The sequence below is a fragment of the Burkholderia sp. GW821-FHT14F03 genome (assembly GCF_058803765.1).
Map to the genome: position 1 here is coordinate 24,880 of NZ_JBXAPG010000031.1, position 17,223 is coordinate 42,102.

Below are 17,223 nucleotides of genomic sequence, written 5' to 3' on the forward strand. Positions count from 1 at the left end.
GGTTTATTGGCCTTGCGTGGTCACGGCGGCGCGAATGAGCGGCATCGAGCCCGTCACGACCGGTTGCTGCGCGAACTGCTGGTGCGCTTCGAGATATTGGTCGAGGCTCGCGTCACGGATGATGTTGGCATCCTGCAACGCCGGCTGCGCGCCTGCCTGAACGGCCGCGACGCGCTGCACGCCGCCCTGCGGCGCGCCCGCCGACGCGATCTGCGCCTGACCGCCACCCGTGCCCTGCAACTGCGGCACGACGATCCAGGTCAGCGTGGCGGCAGCCGCCGCCACCGCGAACGCCGGCACGACGCGGCGGCGCCACGACAGCAGCGTGCGCGCCACCGGGCTGATCGCGGCCGGCGCGAGCAGGTGCGGCTCCGCCGCGAAGCTCGCGGAGAAGCGCGTCATGAAGGTTTCGCTGACGGCCGGCGACAGCGCAAGCTCATCCGAGCGCAGCGCATCGCCGATCGCGTGGTATTGCGCCCAGGTCACGCGCTCGGTCTCGCCAAGCCCGGCCAGGAGCTGCCCCAACTGAAGCCCGTCGAGCGGCTCGCCGTCGACCAGTGCGGACAGGCGCTCGCCTTGCGAGCATGCTTGCGACTGTGTAGAAACCGACCCCATGATGCTCCCCATCTTACCTATCCCGTCGTGATCCACGACTTTCTGTGATACCTCTAGACCCCGGGCCGTCCCGGCCCGCCATGCGCTTACCAGCGCTTGCCTTCCGGCGTATCGAGCAATGGCCGCAACCGCGTGGCGATCGCCTCGCGGGCGCGGAAGATCCGCGACCGGACCGTGCCGATCGGGCATCCCATCATTTCCGCGATTTCCTCGTAGCTCAAGCCTTCGATCTCGCGCAGCGTGATCGCCGTGCGCAATTCTTCCGGCAGCAGGGCCATGGCGGCGTTGACCGTCTCGGCGATCTGCTTGCTCATCAACATCGACTCGGGCGTGTTGATATCCCTTAGTTGGTCGGCGTCGGAGAAAGTTTCCGCTTCTTCGGCATCCGCTTCAGTCGAGGTGGGCGCCCGGCGACCCTGGGTCGCAAGGTAGTTCTTCGCCGTATTCACGGCAATCCGGTACAACCACGTGTAGAACGCCGATTCGCCGCGAAACTGCGGCAACGCCCGATACGCCTTGATGAAGGCGTCCTGGGCCACGTCCTCGACCTCCGCGGGATCCCGCACGAGGCGCGAAATCAGTCGGATGATCTTGCGGTGGTATTTGGTGACCAGGAGTTCGAACGCCGCCTTGTCGCCTTTCTGTACGCGTTCGACCAGCGCCTGGTCGATTTCTTTTTCACTCACCTGACAAATCCGTTAACTAGGGATGCAACGCGGAACGCCATTGTAGCGCCCCGCCCTCGCGCCGCGCGCGTCACGCCCGTGCCGGTTCGCCGCGACGCGCGCGACGGCCCAGCACGGAGAGTACGCGAAACGTGGATACGTCGACCGAATCCGCGGCCACGAACAGCGTGGCCGCACGCTTCGTCCGGCCGCGTACGGTCAGCGCGAGCAGCAGATCGCTCCACTGCACGCCGTCGACCACGCGCCCTTCCGCCAGCAGCCGGCCCGCGCGGTCGAACGCCGCGAGCGTGCCCGCGCCGGCATCGATGCCGAGCTGCGCGGGCACCCTGCGTCGCCAGGCCGCGCCGACCCGCAGCGCGAGCCAGGCGGCCACGAGCAAGGCGAGGAGCGTCGCGCCGGACGGCCCGACGAGGGGCGTCGCGACCACCCGGCAGGCCCATGCCGCGCTTGCCACGCACCCGGCCAGCGCGCCGGCCAGTCCGGCCGACGCGCGCAGCGCGATGCGCGGACCGGCGCGGAAAGGATCCGTCAAGTGAGCCTGCGTCAGGCGCGCTTGAAGACCAGCGTGCCGTTAGTCCCGCCGAAGCCGAAGGAGTTCTTCAGCGCGACGTCGATCTTCATGTCCCGCGCTTCGTTCGCGCAGTAATCGAGATCGCACTCGGGGTCCTGGTTGAGGATGTTGATCGTCGGCGGCGAGATCTGATGATGCACGGCCAGCACCGTGAACACCGACTCGAGACCGCCCGCGCCACCCAGCAGGTGGCCCGTCATCGACTTGGTCGAATTGACGACGATGTCCTTCGCGTGGTCGTTGAACGCGCGCTTGATCGCGATCGTTTCAGCGAGGTCGCCGAGCTGGGTCGACGTGCCGTGCGCGTTCAGGTAGTTCACCTGGTCGACATTGATGCCCGCGTTGCGCAGCGCAGCGACCATGCAACGGCGCGCGCCGTCGCCGTCCTCGAGCGGCGCGGTCATGTGATAGGCGTCGCCGCTCATCCCATAGCCGCCGATCTCGGCGTAGATCTTCGCGCCGCGCGCCTTCGCGTGCTCGTACTCCTCGAGCACCATCACGCCCGCACCCTCGCCCAGCACGAAACCGTCGCGGTCCTTGTCCCACGGACGGCTCGCCGTCGCGGGATCGTCGTTGCGCTGCGACAGCGCGCGCGCGGCCGCGAAACCACCGATGCCGAGCGGCGAGACGGTCGATTCCGCGCCGCCGGCGATCATCACGTCGGCATCGCCGTACTCGATGAGGCGCGACGCCTCGCCGATGCAGTGCAGGCCGGTCGTGCAGGCCGTGACGATCGCGAGGTTCGGGCCCTTCAGGCCGAACTTGATCGACAGGTGGCCCGAGATCATGTTGATGATCGACGCCGGCACGAAGAACGGCGAGATCCGACGCGGACCGCGGTTCAGCAGTTCGGTTTGCGTGACCTCGATCATCGGCAGGCCACCGATCCCCGAGCCGACGATGACGCCGACCCGCTCGGCATTTTCCTCGGTGATCGCAAGACCGCTGTCCTGCATCGCCTGCATGCCGGCCGCGACGCCGTAGTGGATGAACGTATCCATGTGACGCGCTTCTTTCGCGGGCAGGTAGTCTTCGATATTGAAGCCCTTCACCTCGCCTGCGAAGCGGGTCGAGAAGTTCGTCGCATCGAACTTCGTGATGTTGGCGATGCCGGACTTGCCGGCCACCAGATTGGCCCAGCCGTCGGCAACATTATTGCCAACAGGCGAAATCAGCCCAAGGCCTGTAACAACGACTCGACGGCGGCTCACGGTAACCTCTTTTCCATTGGATGACAAAAACAAAAGCCACAGCAGCCACAGGAACCAGCCCTGCGAGCCCTGTGGCTGTTAGCTCTGCCGGACGGAGCCGGCGAGATGCGCCTCAAACGCAGTATGCGCTGAACGACGCGGACGGCGCTTAGGCCTTGACGTTCGCGCGAGCGTAGTCGATCGCTTGCTGCACGGTCGTGATCTTCTCGGCCTCTTCGTCCGGGATTTCCATGCCGAACTCGTCTTCCAGTGCCATCACCAGTTCGACGGTGTCGAGCGAGTCCGCGCCCAGATCGTTCACGAACGATGCTTCGTTCTTGATTTCGCCTTCGGCGACGCCCAGTTGTTCAGCGACGATCTTCTTGACGCGTTGTTCGATGTTGTCCATTACCCCTCCGAGGGAAAGTTCAGATTTACAAGTGCGCGCATTTTATCAGGTTTGCTGCCGCCCAAAATGCGCGCCGGCTTTACGGTTAGACAAGCGCCGCGACAGGATTAACGTGGCACGGCGCGGATGGTAAACGAAATCCGTTACGACATGTACATGCCGCCGTTCACATGCAATGTCGTGCCTGTGATATAGCCGGCCTGCGGCGACGCGAGGAACGCGACCGCGTGTGCGATGTCGTCCGGGCTGCCGAGGCGGCCGAGCGGAATCTGGGTCTTGAGCGCCGCCTGCTGTTCGTCGGGCAGCGCCTTCGTCATGTCGGTGTCGATGAAGCCGGGCGCCACGCAATTCACCGTGATGCCGCGGCTGCCGATCTCGCGCGCGAGCGCGCGGGTCATGCCGGCCACGCCGGCCTTCGCCGCCGCGTAGTTGACCTGCCCCGGGTTGCCGGCCGAGCCGACCACCGACGTGATGTTGATGATCCGGCCGCCGCGCGCCTTCATCATCGGACGCAGCACCGCGCGCGACAGGCGGAACACCGACTTCAGGTTGGTGTCGAGCACCGCGTCCCAGTCGTCGTCCTTCATACGCATCGCGAGTTGGTCCTGCGTGATGCCCGCGTTGTTGACGAGCACGCCGAGCGAGCCGAATTCCTTGACCGTCGCCTCGATCAGCGCCTCGGCGGCGGCTGCGTCGTTGACGTTCAGCATCGCGCCGCGGCCTTCGAGACCGGCTTCCTTGAATGCCGCGCTGATCGCGTCGGCCCCCGACTCGCTCGTCGCGGTGCCGATCACCATCGCGCCGCGACGCGCCAGTTCGAGCGCGATCGCACGGCCGATGCCGCGCGATGCGCCGGTAACGATCGCAACCTGTTTATCGAGAGTTTTTTCCATGAAATCTTCCGTGGTTCGGTGAACGGCGAGCGCCTGGCTCCGCTTACGCGGCGACGAGCTTGAGCGCCTCGTCGAGCGACGCCGGATCGAACACCGCGGCGCCCGTCAGGTTGCCGTCGATGCGTTTCGTGAGGCCGGTCAGCACCTTGCCCGGGCCGCATTCGATCACGTGCGTGACGCCCGTGCCCGCGATGTGCCGCACGCACTCGACCCAGCGCACCGGGCCGGCCGCCTGACGCACCAGTGCGTCCTTGATCGCGGCCGGATCGCTGACCACGGCCACGTCGATGTTGTTCACGACGTCGACGGCGGGCGCCTTCACGTCGACCCGCGCGAGATAGTCGCGCAACTGGTCCGACGCCGGCTTCAGCAGCGACGAGTGGAACGGCGCGGACACCGGCAGCGGCAGCGCGCGCTTCGCGCCCTTCGCCTTCGCCACCTCGCAGGCCTTCTCGACCGCGGCCTTGGCCCCGGCGATCACGACCTGGGCCGGCGCGTTGAAGTTCACCGCCTCGACCACGCCGGCGACCGATGCTTCCGCGCACACGGCCCGCACCGTCTCGTCGTCGAGACCGAGGATCGCGGCCATGCCGCCCTGGCCGACCGGCACCGCGGTCTGCATCGCCTGGGCGCGGAACCGCACGAGCGGCACCGCGTCGGCGAACGCGAGCGCGCCGGACGCGACGAGCGCGGTGTACTCGCCGAGGCTGTGCCCGGCAGCGATCGACGGCGCCGGGCCGCCCGCCTGCTGCCACGCGCGATAGCACGCATAGGCGGCGGTCAGCATCACCGGCTGGGTATTGGTCGTGAGATTGAGTTCTTCCGCCGGGCCCTCGGCGATCAGCTTGCCGAGATCCTGCTTGAGCGCATCGGACGCCTCCTGGACCGTCTCGCGCACGACGGCGAGGTCGGCGAATGCGTCGAGCATGCCGACAGCCTGCGAGCCCTGGCCGGGAAAGACAAATGCAAATTTCATAACGTCCCCAAATGAATCGATTCGAGCGGCGCGCAGCTTCTGCGCGCCGGCTGGGATGAGATCCGCGGAAATCAGTAGCGGAACACCGACGCGCCCCACGTGAAGCCGCCGCCGACGCCTTCGATCAGCACATGCTGACCGCGCTTGATGCGGCCGTCGCGCACTGCGGTGTCGAACGCGAGTGGAATCGACGCAGCGGAGGTGTTGCCGTGCTCGCCGACGGTGACGACCATGCGTTCCTGCGGCAAGCCGAGCTTGCGGCAGGTGCTGGTCATGATACGGATATTCGCCTGGTGCGGAATCAGCCAATCGACCTGTTCGGGTGCGAGGCCCGCCTTCGCGAGCGCCTCGACCGCGACCTTCTCGAGCACGTTCACCGCGAGCTTGAAGACGGCCTGGCCGTCCATGTGCAGGAATGCGCTGCCGCTGATCACGCCGCCGTTCACGTTGCCCGGCGTGCACAGGATATGCGAGTAGCTGCCGTCCGCATGCAGCGCGCTGCCGAGCACGCCCGGCTCCTCGGACGCGCCGAGGATGACCGCGCCCGCGCCGTCGCCGAACAGCACGCAGGTGGTGCGGTCCTTGAAGTCGAGGATGCGCGAGAAGGTTTCCGCGCCGATCACGAGCGCCGTGCGGTGCTGGCCGCTGCGGATGAAGCTGTCGGCCGTGGCGAGCGCGTACGCGAAGCCCGAGCACACCGCCTGCACGTCGAACGCGGCGCCGTTGTTCTTGATCCCGAGCTTGTTCTGCAGCAGGCAGGCCGTGCTCGGGAACACGAAGTCGGGCGTCGAGGTCGCGACAATGATCAGATCGATCGACTGCGGATCGACGTCGGCGGCCTCGATCGCGCGCTGCGCGGCGACCAGCGCGAGGTCGCTCGTGGTCACGTTCGGGTCGGCGAAGTGGCGCGCGTGGATACCGGTGCGCGCGACGATCCACTCATCGCTGGTCTCGATGCCTTCCTGCGCGAGACGATCGGTGAGGTCCTGGTTCGTGACCCGGTTGGGCGGCAGACAGCTGCCCGTGCCGAGCACGCGGGAATAGAGAGTCGATTGGGCCATTTATGCTTTAGAGGATAGCGCGGCGGAAGGCTCTGCTGGCTGACCGGCCACAGGGCTCGCACCGCCCGCCCCGCCCGCCTCGCGTCCGTCGGCCAGCGGCGCGGCGTTTTCCGCCATCGCCCGCGACAGTCGCTCCAGCACGCCATTTTTGACGGCATCATACCCGCGTTTGATCGCCCACTCAAACGCATAGGCGTCCGCGGAGCCGTGGCTCTTGATCACGAGGCTGCGCAGGCCGAGCAGCGCCGCACCGTTGTACTGCCGATGATCGACGCGCTTCTTGAAGCGCAGCAGCACCGGCAGCGCGAGCACCGCCATCAGCCTCGACAGCAGCGAGCGGCTGAACTCTTCCTTGATGATGTCGGCGAGCATCTGCGCGAGCCCTTCCGACGTCTTCAACGCGACGTTGCCGACGAAACCATCGCACACGATCACATCGACCGTGCCCTTGTAGATGTCGTTGCCTTCGACGTTGCCGCGGAAATTGAGCGTGCTGGCGCGCAGCAATTCGCCCGCGCGCTTGATCGTCTCGTTGCCCTTGATCATCTCCTCGCCGATGTTGAGCAGGCCGATCGACGGACGCTCCTTGCCTTCGAGCGCGGCGACGAGCGCGTGCCCCATCTCCGCGAACTGCAGCAGATGCTGCGGTTCGCAGTCGACGTTCGCGCCGAGGTCCAGCATCATCGTGTAGCCGGTCGGATTCGGCAGCGCGAACGCGATCGCGGGCCGCTCGATGCCGGGCAGCGTCTTGAGAACGTAACGGGAAACCGCCATCAACGCGCCGGTATTGCCGGCGGAGATGCAGGCCTGCGCGTCGCCGTCCTTCACGTGATTGAGGGCGACCCGCATCGAGGAATCTTTCTTCTTGCGCAGCGCGACTTCGACCGGATCGTCCATCGCCACGACTTCGGTGGCGGGCACGATGGTCAGCGCGGGTTCGTCGAGCGCCTTGTGCTTCTTGAGCTGGGCCCGGATCGCGCTGTCGAGGCCGACGAGCATCAGGCTGGCGTCGGGATGCGCGCGGACGAACTTGACTGCGGCGGGAACGGTCACGGACGGGCCGTGGTCGCCTCCCATGCAATCGATTGTGAGCTTTACAGTCATGGAGTGCGACGAATTTCAGGCACAAAAAAGCGGCAGTTGAATGCCGCCTTTTTGTCGAGCCAGGAAAGTGTCAAGCGAACCGCTTGTCGCACGAACCGCCCGAATCATCATCAGGCACCGCGCGACGCGACGCTTAGTCGTTCTTCGTCTTGACGACCTTCTTGCCGCGGTAGTAGCCGTTCGGGCTGATGTGGTGGCGCAGATGCACTTCACCCGTGCTCGGCTCGACCGCGATGGGCGCGCCCGTCAGGAAATCGTGCGAACGGTGCATGCCGCGCTTCGACGGCGACTTCTTGTTTTGCTGAACTGCCATGACTAACTCCTAAAAATTTTTCGGATTCTAACACAGCCCGATCCGACGCTTAACATCCCGGGCCCGACGGCCCAACGCCTTCCCGTGCTCCTACTGCCTAGTGTTTCTCGCCGTCTCGCTTCAGCGCCTCGAGCGCCGCGAACGGGTTCGGCTTGTCGCTCTCCCCGCCCGCCTCGTCGGATGCTTCATCCGCTTCGGCGACGGGGGCGCTCGCGCCCGACACGAGGCTTTCGTGCACCGCCGGACACACATCGTGGTTCGGCACAAGGGGCAGCGAAAGCAGCAACTCCTCCTCGATCAGGTCGACGAGATCGAACTGGCGCGAGCCTACGATCACATCGACCTCATCGTCGTCGAGCGGGAATGCCTCGGCTTCTTCTTCGGTCGCCACGATGCGATACACCACGTCGACATCGAAAGCCTGCTGGTACGGCGTCAGGCAGCGCTGGCATTCGAGCCACGCCGAACCGTGCAGCGCGAGGCGCAGATACGGCTGCGGCCCCTCGGTTCCGTCGTCCTGCAGTTCCGGCTGGGTCGAGCCCTCCGCCTGCCAGGTGAAGCGCGTATCGCGGTCTGGCGCGTCGGCCGGCACTTCGTTTAACATGCGCGGCAGTTGCGACAGGTGCAGCGCGCCCGCCGCCTGACGGCCGCTGCGAGCGAACTCGAACAGGTCGACCGCGTGCGGATCGAGCGAAACCGCAGGTTTGCCGGAAGATGTCATGTGCGCTCCTGCTGTCGTCGATCGGGATGGCCGGGCGTACCGGCCAGGCCTGGCCCGTTGCTGACCCACCCGCCCGGCGCCGCCCGCCTGGGCCTGACACAGGCTCGGCGCGGCCTCCGGAGCGGTTTCCGAAGAAATCGGCACAAATACTGCCGATGAAAAGCGCAAAAGCATAACCGTTTTGTCTTTTCGAGTCAAACACTTAAACAGCGCCCAGCGGGCGCCCCATTGATCCGCCTCAACCGCTTTCCATCATGCCGGCCACCCCTTCCCGCCTCCCCCGCCTGATCCTTGCCTCCAGCTCCCGCTATCGGCGCGAGCTGCTCGAGCGTCTGCGCCTGCCGTTCGACGTGCTGAGCCCCGACCTCGACGAATCCCCGCTGCCGGACGAAACGCCCGCCGCGACCGCCCTGCGCCTCGCCGAAGCGAAGGCGCGCGCGGTCGCGCGGCAGATCGACGCGCCGGACGGCGCGCTCGTGATCGGGTCGGACCAGGTCGCGACTTTCGACGGGCTGCAGATCGGCAAGCCGGGCACCCACGCGCGCGCGCTGGCCCAGCTGAAGGCCATGCAGGGCCGCGAGGTCGAGTTTCACAGCGCGCTGTGCCTCTACGACAGCCGCACCGACCACGCGCAGCGCGAGGACGTCGTGACGCGGGTGCGCTTTCGCACGCTCGCCGACGCGGCGCTCGACGCCTATCTGCACGCGGAGACCCCTTACGACGTCGCGGGCAGCGCGAAATCCGAAGGGCTCGGCATCGCGCTGCTCGATGCGATCGATTCCGACGATCCGACCGCGTTGATCGGCCTGCCGCTGATCGCGCTCACGCGCATGCTGGGCACGGCCGGGCTGCCGCTGTTCGGCGCCGCCTCGGGAGGCATCGCACGATGACGACCGGCACCCTGTACCTGATCCCGAACACGCTCGGCGACGGCGACGCGGCGATGCTCGCGGCCGTGCTGCCTGCCGCCGTGCAGGCGCGCGCCGCGACGCTCGGCTACTACGTCGGCGAGAACGCGAAAACGACCCGGGCCTTCCTGAAGAAGATCGGCACCGAACGGCCGATCCAGGACATCGAGATCCGCGAATTGAACGTCAAGACGCCGGCAGCCGAGATCGAGCGGCTGCTCGCGCCGCTGCTCGCCGGCACCGACGCCGGGCTCGTGTCGGAGGCCGGCTGTCCGGCCGTCGCCGACCCCGGCGCGCTGCTGGTGCGGCGCGCGCACGAGCGCGGCGTACGGGTCGTGCCGCTCGTCGGCCCGAGTTCGATCCTGCTTGCCTTGATGGCATCCGGCCTGAACGGCCAGAGCTTTGCGTTCCACGGCTACCTGCCGGTCGACGCCGCCGCCCGCGCGAAGCGGCTGCGGGAACTGGAGGCGCATTCGCGCAAGGCGAACGAGACCCAGATCTTCATCGAGACGCCGTACCGGAATCAGGCGATGCTCGACACGCTGACGGCGACCTGCGCGCCGTCGACGCTGATCTGCGTCGCCGCCGACCTGACGCTGTCGACCGAGACCATCCTGAGCCGCCCGGCCGCCGCCTGGAAAAAGGCGCCCGCGCCCGACCTGCACAAGCGCCCGGCGATCTTCCTGCTGCTCGCGAACTAGCCGGGCCCCGGCGGGCGGCGGATCAGCGCAGCTTGAACTCGCCGCCCGCCAGCGCCGCCTTCATCGCGGCATGGCCGACCGCCGCGCCGAAACGGCGCGCGACCCGGTCGGACAGGCTTTCCTTGACCGTGTAGTCGACGATGTCGGGCGCCTTCAGCACGTCGCGCGCGACGCTGTCGGTCGTGCCGAAGCCGTCGGCGAGCCCCAGCTCGACGCTCTTCTCGCCGGTCCAGAACAGCCCCGAGAACAACTCGGGGCTGTCGTGCAACCGCGCGCCGCGGCCGTCCTTCACCGCCTTGATGAACTGCGCGTGGATCTGGTCGAGCATCTCCTGCGCATGCGCGTCCATCTTCGGCGTTTCCGGCGAGAACGGATCGAAGAAGCCCTTGTTCTCACCCGAGGTATGCAGGCGGCGCTGGACCCCGAGCTTGTCCATCAGGCCCGTGAAGCCGAAGCCATCCATCAGCACGCCGATCGAGCCGACGATGCTCGCCTTGTCGACGTAGATCTTGTCCGCGGCCGACGCAATGTAATAGCCGCCCGACGCGCACATGTCGGTGACGACCACGTAGAGCGGCTTCGACGGGTATTGCTTGCGCAGCCGGCGGATCTCGTCGTACACGATGCCCGCCTGCACCGGGCTCCCGCCCGGGCTGTTGATGCGCAGCACCACGCCCGCCGTGCCCGCGTCGTCGAACGCGTCGTCGAGCGCCGAATTGATGTCGGACGCATTCGCGTTGGTGCCCGTGGCGATCTCGCCGTCGATCGTCACGAGCGCCGTGTGGCGGCCCGACGACAGCTTGCCGTCGCCCGAGAAATCGACCAGCGCGAACGCCACGACCAGCAGCACCGCCAGGAACGCGAAGCGGAAAAAGATCCGCCAGCGCCGCGCCGCGCGCTGTTCCTTGATCGCCGCGAGCGCGATCCGCTCGAGCGCCGCGCGCTCCCAACCCGACTCGCCGCCGGTGGAAGATTTAGGGGTCGAATCAGAAGGAGTCAGTTGGTCGGCCATGCGGGGTCGTCAGAAGTCAGGACGCTGCGGGATGCAGGTCGTCGTCGGGCAGCCAGAATACCGCACGGCCGTCCGGCGTGTCCCGTTCGTCGACCTGGACCGGCCGCAGCCGCGCGCCGCGGCACGGCCCGCCGACGCACTTGCCGGTATCGGGCGCGTAGATCGCGCCATGCGTCGCACACATCAAATACAGGCCGGACGACTCGAAGAACTGCCCCTCGACCCAGTCCAGTTCCATCGGCACGTGCGCGCAGCGGTTCAGGTAGCCGTAGGCCCGGCCCTCGTAGCGCACGAAAAACACGACCGCCTCCTCGCCGCGCAGGCGCGCCGCGCAGCGCACGCCCGCACCGCCGTCGGCCAGCGCATCGGCGGCGCACACGCGCCAGGCGGGTTGCGTTGACTCGCTCATGCGTACTCGCGCAGCCAGCCGGCCAGCGCCTCGATATCGGCCGCGACGAAACGGGGTTCGAGCGCCGCGAGCGCCGCCGCCGCGTGCGCGCCGTAGCCGACGCCGATGCCCGCCGCGCCGGCGTTGGCGGCCATCTGCAGGTCATGCGTGGTGTCGCCGATCATCACGGTGCGCGCCAGATCCTGACCCAATTCCCGGGTCAGCTCCTGCAGCATCGCGGGATGCGGCTTCGAGAAGGTCTCGTCGGCGCAGCGGGTGCCGTCGAACAGGCTGGTCAGCTTGGCCTGGTCGAGCGCGCGGTTCAGGCCCACCCGCCCCTTGCCGGTCGCGACCGCGAGCAGGTAGCCGGTGTCGCGCAGCTCCTCGAGCATCGCGCGCACGCCGGGAAACAGCTCGGTGCGCTGGTCCTTCGTGAAATAGTGGACCCGGTAGCGCTCCGCGAGCCGCGGATAGTCGGCCGGATCGAGATCCGGCGCGGCGATCTGCAGCGCGTCGCGCAGCCCGAGGCCGATCACGTAGCGCGCGGCCTCGTCCGACGGCGTGGGCAGGCCAAGGTCGCGGCACGCCGCCTGGATGCTGTGCGCGATATGCGCAGTCGAATCCATCAGCGTGCCGTCCCAGTCGAACACAATCAGGTCAAATTGCTCTCGAGCCATGCTTTTATCGGGCGGTATCGCGCAAGTCGGTGAGTTGATCGATGAAACTGCGGCATTCCGCGGGCAGCGGCGCGTCGAACTGCAGCGCCTCGCCCGTCAGCGGGTGCGCGACGCGCAGCCGGTGCGCGTGCAGGAACATCCGCTTCAGCGACGGCATCGCGTTTGCGCGCGCCAGCGCCTTGTTCAGTGCGAAATCGCCGTATTTCGCGTCGCCCACGATCGGCAGGCCGAGATGGGCAAGGTGTACCCGGATCTGATGGGTCCGACCCGTTTTGAGTTCCGCCTCCAGCAGCGCGTAGCCAGGCCAACGATCGACCAGGTTGAAGACCGTGTGCGACGGCAGGCCGTCGTCCTGCACCCGCACCCGGCGCTCGCCGTCGGGCGTCGAGTACTTGAAGAGCGGCGCCTTGACCGCGCGGCGGCGGCCCCAGTCGGCCGCCCAGTCGCCGTGCCCGCAGGCGAAGTAGCGCTTGTCGAGCTGGTTGTCGCGGATCTGCGCGTGCAGGCCGACGAGCGCCGAGCGCTTCTTGGCGAGCATCAGGATACCCGAGGTCTCGCGGTCGAGCCGATGCACGAGCTCCAGGAACTTCGCCTGCGGCCGCGCGGCACGCAGCTGCTCGATCACGCCGAACGCGACGCCGCTGCCGCCATGCACCGCCACCCCGGCCGGCTTGTTGATGACGAGCATCGCGTCGTCCTCGAACAGGATCTCGAACGCGGCGGGCTGCACGACGGGGGCGTCGGCGCGCGCGAGGTCGGCCGCCGCGATCCGCACGGGCGGCACCCGCACGATGTCGCCGTGCGCGAGCCGGTACTGGGCGTCGACCCGACCCTTATTGACCCGGACCTCGCCGCTGCGCAGAATCCGGTAGATATGGCTCTTCGGCACGCCTTTGCAGACGCGCAGGAGGAAATTATCGATGCGCTGTCCGGCCGCGCTGTCGTCGATTTCGAGCAGTGAAACCTGGTCGCTCGCGACCAATTTCTGAGAAATTTTGCCTAACTCATTCATACTGAATATAATTTTGTGCAGCTTTCCGCCGCGGGCGGCCTGATCGGCCGATTCGGGCGGACTGTGCAAGGCGCAAGCGCAAACCGTCATTTTACTTGCGCCGGGGGCGTGCTGCTCGTCCTTGATGAATCAGAAAGCAGCAAGTTGCACGCACGGCAGCCGGCTTCGGCAGGGATCGCGCCCACAGGCGGATTCGGTTGAAACGCTGCCGCGGTAACGGAATGTTGGACCAAAGAATTCAATTGGAAGCGCACGCGCCGCGCAGTGAGCAGCCTGCGCTTCCAGTTGCGAATGTTACGGCGTGCGCCTGATGTGGCTTCGCGAAGAGTGCGAAGCTTGGCGACGTCAAACCAAGGAAGAACACCCCAGGCGGGAAAGTCGGGCTGGATTCGATACTCCCCGCTGCGGCCCAGCCGCAGCATCTGCCGCCCATCGGCGTCGCGCGCACCTTGCGCCCGCGCCTTGCGGCAGTGCCCGGTCGGAGGCTTAGCGCGCCCTGAGGCGCGCGGAGTGTCGACGCCGTGCTTTGAAGCCGTGTTCGCAGTGCCAATGGCCACCGCCCCTGTCGTCCGGGCCGGGCCTCCGCAGGCAATTCTCCCCGTCGGCATCCCCGCTCCAGCGTGCTTGTGACAACACAACAAGGCGCGGCCTGACGTCGTCCCCGCCCTCCGGCTGACAACCGCGAGGCGCCGCCGGCAGAGCCGCCTGGAGTCGTTCAATGAAACGCATGCTGTTCAATGCGACGCAGCAGGAAGAACTGCGCGTCGCAATCGTCGATGGACAGAAACTCATCGACATCGATATCGAAACGGCCGGCCGCGAACAGCGCAAAGGCAATATCTACAAGGGTGTCGTCACCCGTATCGAACCGTCGCTCGAAGCCTGTTTCGTCAACTACGGCGAAGATCGCCATGGTTTCCTCCCGTTCAAGGAAGTCGCCCGCCAGTATTTCAAGGAAGGCGTCGACATGCGCTCCGCCCGCATCCAGGATGCGCTGCGCGAGGGCCAGGAACTGATCGTCCAGGTCGAGAAGGAAGAACGTGGCAACAAGGGCGCCGCCCTCACCACCTTCATCTCGCTCGCCGGCCGCTACCTGGTGCTGATGCCGAACAACCCGCGCGGCGGCGGCGTGTCGCGCCGGATCGAGGGCGACGAGCGCCAGGAACTGCGCGAGACGATGGCCCAGCTCGAGCTGCCCGACGGCATGAGCATGATCGCCCGCACGGCCGGCATCGGCCGCAGCGCCGAGGAACTGCAGTGGGACCTGAACTACCTGCTGCAGCTCTGGCGCGCGATCGAGGCCGCTTCGCAAAGCGGCCACTCGGGCCAGCCGATGCTGATCTACCTGGAGTCGAGCCTCGTGATCCGCGCGATCCGGGACTATTTCCAGCCCGATATCGGCGAAATCCTGATCGACACCACCGAGATCCATGACCAGGCCCGCGCCTTCATGGACATCGTGATGCCGGACAATGTCAACAAGGTGAAGCGCTACCACGACGACGTGCCGCTGTTCTCGCGCTTCCAGATCGAGCACCAGATCGAGACCGCGTACTCGCGCACCGTGCCGCTGCCGTCCGGCGGCGCGATCGTGATCGACCACACCGAGGCGCTCGTCGCGATCGACGTGAACTCGGCGCGCGCCACCAAGGGCGCCGACATCGAGGAAACCGCGACCCGCACCAACCTCGAAGCCGCCGATGAAGTGGCCCGCCAGCTGCGCCTGCGCGACCTGGGCGGCCTGATCGTGATCGATTTCATCGACATGGAATCGGCCAAGAGCCAGCGCGAGGTCGAGCAGCGCCTGAAGGACGCGCTCAAGCACGATCGCGCCCGCGTGCAGATGGGCAAGATCTCGCGCTTCGGTCTGATGGAGCTGTCGCGCCAGCGGCTGCGCCCGGCCCTGTCGGAAGGCAGCCACGTGACCTGCCCGCGCTGCAACGGCACCGGCCACATCCGCGACACCGAATCGTCCGCGCTGCAGGTGCTGCGGATCATTCAGGAAGAGGCCATGAAGGAAAACACCGCGGCGATCCACTGCCAGGTGCCGGTCGAGGTAACCGCCTTCCTGCTCAACGAAAAGCGCCAGGAAATCAACAAGATCGAGTCGCGCTTCAAGGTCGGCGTCGTGCTGATCCCGAACAAGCACCTCGACACCCCGCACTACAAGCTCGAACGCCTGCGCCACGACGACGCGCGCCTCGACGACCCGCGCGCCTCGTGGAAGATGGCCGAGGAAGCCGCCCGCGAACTCGAGTCGGAAACCGGCTACAGCAAGCGCGCCGAAGAGGTGAAGCCGAAGCAGGAAGCCGCCGTGAAGGGCATCACGCCCGAGCGTCCGGCGCCCAGCCCGGCGCCGCAGCGCCCGCAGCCGGCGCCCGCGGCACCCGCCGCGCCGGTCGCGGCGAGCGGCGGCTTCGTGGGCTGGCTGAAGGGCCTGTTCGGCCTCCAGCCGGCCGCCGCGCCCGCTCCGGCGCCGGCCGCCAAGGAGCAAGCGGCCCGTCCGGCGCGCGAACGCGGTGACAAGACCGAGCGCGGCGAAAAGGCCGAACGCGGCGGCGATCGCAACCGCAACCGCCGCGGCGGCAACGGCCCGCAGCAGGCAGGCGGCCGTGACCAGGCAGCCGGCGGCCGCGCGCAGCAGCCGCGCGCCGAACGCGAAGGCAAGGAAGCGCGTGAAGGCCGTGAAAACCGCGAGGGCCGCGAGGCTCGGGAACCGCGTGAAGGCCGTGAAGGCCGCGAGCCGCGCGAAGGCCGTGGCCAACGCGACAACCGCGAGGGTCGCGAAGGCCGCGAACCGCGCGAGGCCCGTGAGAACCGCGAGCCGCGCGAGGCCCGTGAACCGCGTGAACCCCGCGAGCCGCGTGAAAACCGCGAGCCGCGCGACCAACGCGAACGCGCCGAGCAGCCGGAAGCCGCCGACGCGCCGCGCCGCGAGCGCGGCGAGCGCCGCAAACCGGTCCAGCATGCCGCCACGCTCGAAACCGTGAACCGCGGCACCGACGCGCATGCAGCGGAAGCGACCGACAAGCCGGGCTACGCGCCTGATATCGAAGGCGGTGACGCGGAAGCCGGCAGCGAAGAGCGCCGCCGCCGCCGTCGCGGCCGCCGTGGCGGTCGTCGCGAGCGTGACGAGGAAATCCAGGGCGTGATGCACCAGGGAGGCGACGCGGACGAAGGCGTCAGCGCAACCGACGCCGCAACGCACGCAGCCGAGCCGGTCGCAGCGCCCGCCGTGGCCGTGGTCGCCGCCGCAGCGGCAACCGAGGTGGCAGTGACGGACGTCGCCCACACCGCAACGCCCGTCGTCGCAGCCGAACCCGCTGCCCCGGCAAGCGAGCCGGCCGTGGTCGAAACCGCACCGGTCGCGCATGTCGAGCCGGCGGCCGTCGAGCCGGTGGCAATCGAAGCACCTGTCGCGGTCGAGGCACCTGTCGCAGTCGAAACGCCGGTCGTGGCTGAAACCGCCCCGGTCGCGGTCGAAACCGCCCCGGTTGCGCCGCAAGCCGCCCCCGTGGCCGTGGCAACCGTTGCCGCCCCCGCCGAACCGCAGGTCGAAGCCATCGCGCCGACGCCGGTCGCCGCGCCTCAGCCGGAGCCGGTCGTAACGGCCGCGCCGGTCGAAGCAGCCCCGGCGCCGGTCGCGCCGCAACCCGTGCCGGTCGCCACCGCGCCTGCGCCGGCCGCGAAGCTCGAGACCGTGCTGGAAGCAGCCGGGCTCGTGTGGGTCAACACCGACACGGACAAGCTGCGCGCCGCGCAGGCCGAGGCGTCGCAACACGCGCCCGCCGCGCGCGTGCCGCGCGAGCGCAAGGCGCTGCCGCCGGCTGACGCAACGCCGATGCAGCAGGTCGAAACGTCGCAGAACCACTAAGTTCCGCGCCGCTTGGACAAAAGCCCGCCTCGAAAGAGGCGGGCTTTTTTATCTGTGCTGGTTTTCCACGGGACGCCGTGCACCGGTCCTCCTCGTCGCTTCCAGCTAAAAT

General features: G+C 67.7%; 18 protein-coding genes. 3 read left to right on the top strand and 15 right to left on the bottom strand.

Annotation, left to right across the window (positions count from 1 at the left end; genetic code table 11):
• Positions 1–3: 3 nt before the first annotated feature.
• From AC1RQF_RS21085 to AC1RQF_RS21135, 11 genes are all read right to left on the bottom strand, one after another.
• The gene (locus tag AC1RQF_RS21085; protein WP_274004246.1) at positions 4–615 is read right to left on the bottom strand and encodes a sigma-E factor negative regulatory protein; all 612 of its coding nucleotides are present in this window, start codon (positions 613–615) and stop codon (positions 4–6) included.
• A gap of 86 nt (positions 616–701) precedes the next feature.
• Entirely contained in the window at positions 702–1,301 is a 600-nt protein-coding gene (rpoE, locus tag AC1RQF_RS21090; RefSeq protein WP_252983141.1) for an RNA polymerase sigma factor RpoE, read from the bottom strand.
• 70 nt (positions 1,302–1,371) lie between these two features.
• Entirely contained in the window at positions 1,372–1,833 is a 462-nt protein-coding gene (locus tag AC1RQF_RS21095) for a hypothetical protein (RefSeq protein ID WP_274002028.1), read from the bottom strand.
• Between the two features lie 11 nt (positions 1,834–1,844).
• Complete coding sequence (gene fabF, locus AC1RQF_RS21100) at positions 1,845–3,083, bottom strand: beta-ketoacyl-ACP synthase II (RefSeq protein ID WP_274002026.1); 1,239 nt, start codon at positions 3,081–3,083, stop codon at positions 1,845–1,847.
• Between the two features lie 148 nt (positions 3,084–3,231).
• Positions 3,232–3,471 carry an acyl carrier protein gene (acpP, locus tag AC1RQF_RS21105; protein ID WP_012735022.1) on the bottom strand — a complete coding sequence of 80 codons (240 nt, stop codon included), beginning with the start codon at positions 3,469–3,471 and terminating at the stop codon, positions 3,232–3,234.
• Between the two features lie 143 nt (positions 3,472–3,614).
• The gene (gene fabG / locus AC1RQF_RS21110) at positions 3,615–4,364 is read right to left on the bottom strand and encodes a 3-oxoacyl-ACP reductase FabG (protein ID WP_274002005.1); all 750 of its coding nucleotides are present in this window, start codon (positions 4,362–4,364) and stop codon (positions 3,615–3,617) included.
• A 43-nt stretch (positions 4,365–4,407) separates the two neighbouring features.
• A complete protein-coding gene (gene fabD / locus AC1RQF_RS21115) occupies positions 4,408–5,340 on the bottom strand; it encodes an ACP S-malonyltransferase (protein ID WP_274002003.1) in 933 nt (310 codons plus the stop codon).
• A 71-nt stretch (positions 5,341–5,411) separates the two neighbouring features.
• Positions 5,412–6,401 (bottom strand): beta-ketoacyl-ACP synthase III, encoded by a 990-nt coding sequence (locus tag AC1RQF_RS21120; RefSeq protein ID WP_274002001.1) that lies wholly within the window; start codon positions 6,399–6,401, stop codon positions 5,412–5,414.
• Positions 6,402–7,505 (bottom strand): phosphate acyltransferase PlsX, encoded by a 1,104-nt coding sequence (gene plsX / locus AC1RQF_RS21125; protein WP_274001999.1) that lies wholly within the window; start codon positions 7,503–7,505, stop codon positions 6,402–6,404. It abuts the gene before it with no gap.
• Between the two features lie 133 nt (positions 7,506–7,638).
• Positions 7,639–7,818 (bottom strand): 50S ribosomal protein L32, encoded by a 180-nt coding sequence (gene rpmF, locus AC1RQF_RS21130; protein WP_252983148.1) that lies wholly within the window; start codon positions 7,816–7,818, stop codon positions 7,639–7,641.
• Between the two features lie 97 nt (positions 7,819–7,915).
• Positions 7,916–8,539 carry a DUF177 domain-containing protein gene (locus tag AC1RQF_RS21135; protein WP_274001996.1) on the bottom strand — a complete coding sequence of 208 codons (624 nt, stop codon included), beginning with the start codon at positions 8,537–8,539 and terminating at the stop codon, positions 7,916–7,918.
• 254 nt (positions 8,540–8,793) lie between these two features.
• On the opposite strand from AC1RQF_RS21135, the gene AC1RQF_RS21140 reads away from it, so the two are divergent.
• Both AC1RQF_RS21140 and AC1RQF_RS21145 read left to right on the top strand, forming a co-directional pair.
• Positions 8,794–9,429 carry a Maf-like protein gene (locus AC1RQF_RS21140; protein WP_274001994.1) on the top strand — a complete coding sequence of 212 codons (636 nt, stop codon included), beginning with the start codon at positions 8,794–8,796 and terminating at the stop codon, positions 9,427–9,429.
• Positions 9,426–10,148 (top strand): SAM-dependent methyltransferase, encoded by a 723-nt coding sequence (locus AC1RQF_RS21145; RefSeq protein WP_274001991.1) that lies wholly within the window; start codon positions 9,426–9,428, stop codon positions 10,146–10,148. The genes AC1RQF_RS21140 and AC1RQF_RS21145 overlap by 4 nt, the downstream gene beginning before the upstream one ends.
• A gap of 22 nt (positions 10,149–10,170) precedes the next feature.
• On the opposite strand, the gene AC1RQF_RS21150 is transcribed toward AC1RQF_RS21145, so the two are convergent.
• From AC1RQF_RS21150 to AC1RQF_RS21165, 4 genes are read right to left on the bottom strand one after another with little or no spacing between them, the layout of a single operon-like run.
• Positions 10,171–11,160: a S49 family peptidase gene (locus AC1RQF_RS21150; protein WP_274001989.1), complete on the bottom strand. Its 990-nt coding sequence runs from the start codon at positions 11,158–11,160 to the stop codon at positions 10,171–10,173.
• 16 nt (positions 11,161–11,176) lie between these two features.
• Positions 11,177–11,569, bottom strand: a complete 393-nt coding sequence (locus AC1RQF_RS21155; RefSeq protein WP_274001988.1) for a Rieske (2Fe-2S) protein — start codon at positions 11,567–11,569, stop codon at positions 11,177–11,179.
• Positions 11,566–12,225, bottom strand: a complete 660-nt coding sequence (locus AC1RQF_RS21160; RefSeq protein ID WP_252983155.1) for an HAD-IIIA family hydrolase — start codon at positions 12,223–12,225, stop codon at positions 11,566–11,568. Before AC1RQF_RS21160 ends, AC1RQF_RS21155 begins: the two co-directional genes overlap by 4 nt.
• A 4-nt stretch (positions 12,226–12,229) precedes the next feature.
• Entirely contained in the window at positions 12,230–13,237 is a 1,008-nt protein-coding gene (locus AC1RQF_RS21165; protein ID WP_274001985.1) for an RluA family pseudouridine synthase, read from the bottom strand.
• 718 nt (positions 13,238–13,955) lie between these two features.
• Between AC1RQF_RS21165 and AC1RQF_RS21170 the strand changes: the two genes are divergently transcribed.
• A complete protein-coding gene (locus tag AC1RQF_RS21170) occupies positions 13,956–17,111 on the top strand; it encodes an Rne/Rng family ribonuclease (RefSeq protein WP_492872885.1) in 3,156 nt (1,051 codons plus the stop codon).
• The last annotated feature ends 112 nt before the right edge of the window (positions 17,112–17,223 follow it).

Bases quoted from the DNA above. Each gene is read 5' to 3' on its own strand.
- AC1RQF_RS21085 (WP_274004246.1), bottom strand. From the start codon at position 615: ATGGGGTCGGTTTCTACACAGTCGCAAGCATGCTCGCAAGGCGAGCGC.
- acpP (WP_012735022.1), bottom strand. From the start codon at position 3,471: ATGGACAACATCGAACAACGCGTCAAGAAGATCGTCGCTGAACAACTG.
- fabG (WP_274002005.1), bottom strand. From the start codon at position 4,364: ATGGAAAAAACTCTCGATAAACAGGTTGCGATCGTTACCGGCGCATCG.
- fabD (WP_274002003.1), bottom strand. From the start codon at position 5,340: ATGAAATTTGCATTTGTCTTTCCCGGCCAGGGCTCGCAGGCTGTCGGC.
- AC1RQF_RS21120 (WP_274002001.1), bottom strand. From the start codon at position 6,401: ATGGCCCAATCGACTCTCTATTCCCGCGTGCTCGGCACGGGCAGCTGT.
- plsX (WP_274001999.1), bottom strand. From the start codon at position 7,505: ATGACTGTAAAGCTCACAATCGATTGCATGGGAGGCGACCACGGCCCG.
- rpmF (WP_252983148.1), bottom strand. From the start codon at position 7,818: ATGGCAGTTCAGCAAAACAAGAAGTCGCCGTCGAAGCGCGGCATGCAC.
- AC1RQF_RS21135 (WP_274001996.1), bottom strand. From the start codon at position 8,539: ATGACATCTTCCGGCAAACCTGCGGTTTCGCTCGATCCGCACGCGGTC.
- AC1RQF_RS21140 (WP_274001994.1), top strand. From the start codon at position 8,794: ATGCCGGCCACCCCTTCCCGCCTCCCCCGCCTGATCCTTGCCTCCAGC.
- AC1RQF_RS21145 (WP_274001991.1), top strand. From the start codon at position 9,426: ATGACGACCGGCACCCTGTACCTGATCCCGAACACGCTCGGCGACGGC.
- AC1RQF_RS21150 (WP_274001989.1), bottom strand. From the start codon at position 11,160: ATGGCCGACCAACTGACTCCTTCTGATTCGACCCCTAAATCTTCCACC.
- AC1RQF_RS21155 (WP_274001988.1), bottom strand. From the start codon at position 11,569: ATGAGCGAGTCAACGCAACCCGCCTGGCGCGTGTGCGCCGCCGATGCG.
- AC1RQF_RS21160 (WP_252983155.1), bottom strand. From the start codon at position 12,225: ATGGCTCGAGAGCAATTTGACCTGATTGTGTTCGACTGGGACGGCACG.
- AC1RQF_RS21165 (WP_274001985.1), bottom strand. From the start codon at position 13,237: ATGAATGAGTTAGGCAAAATTTCTCAGAAATTGGTCGCGAGCGACCAG.
- AC1RQF_RS21170 (WP_492872885.1), top strand. From the start codon at position 13,956: ATGAAACGCATGCTGTTCAATGCGACGCAGCAGGAAGAACTGCGCGTC.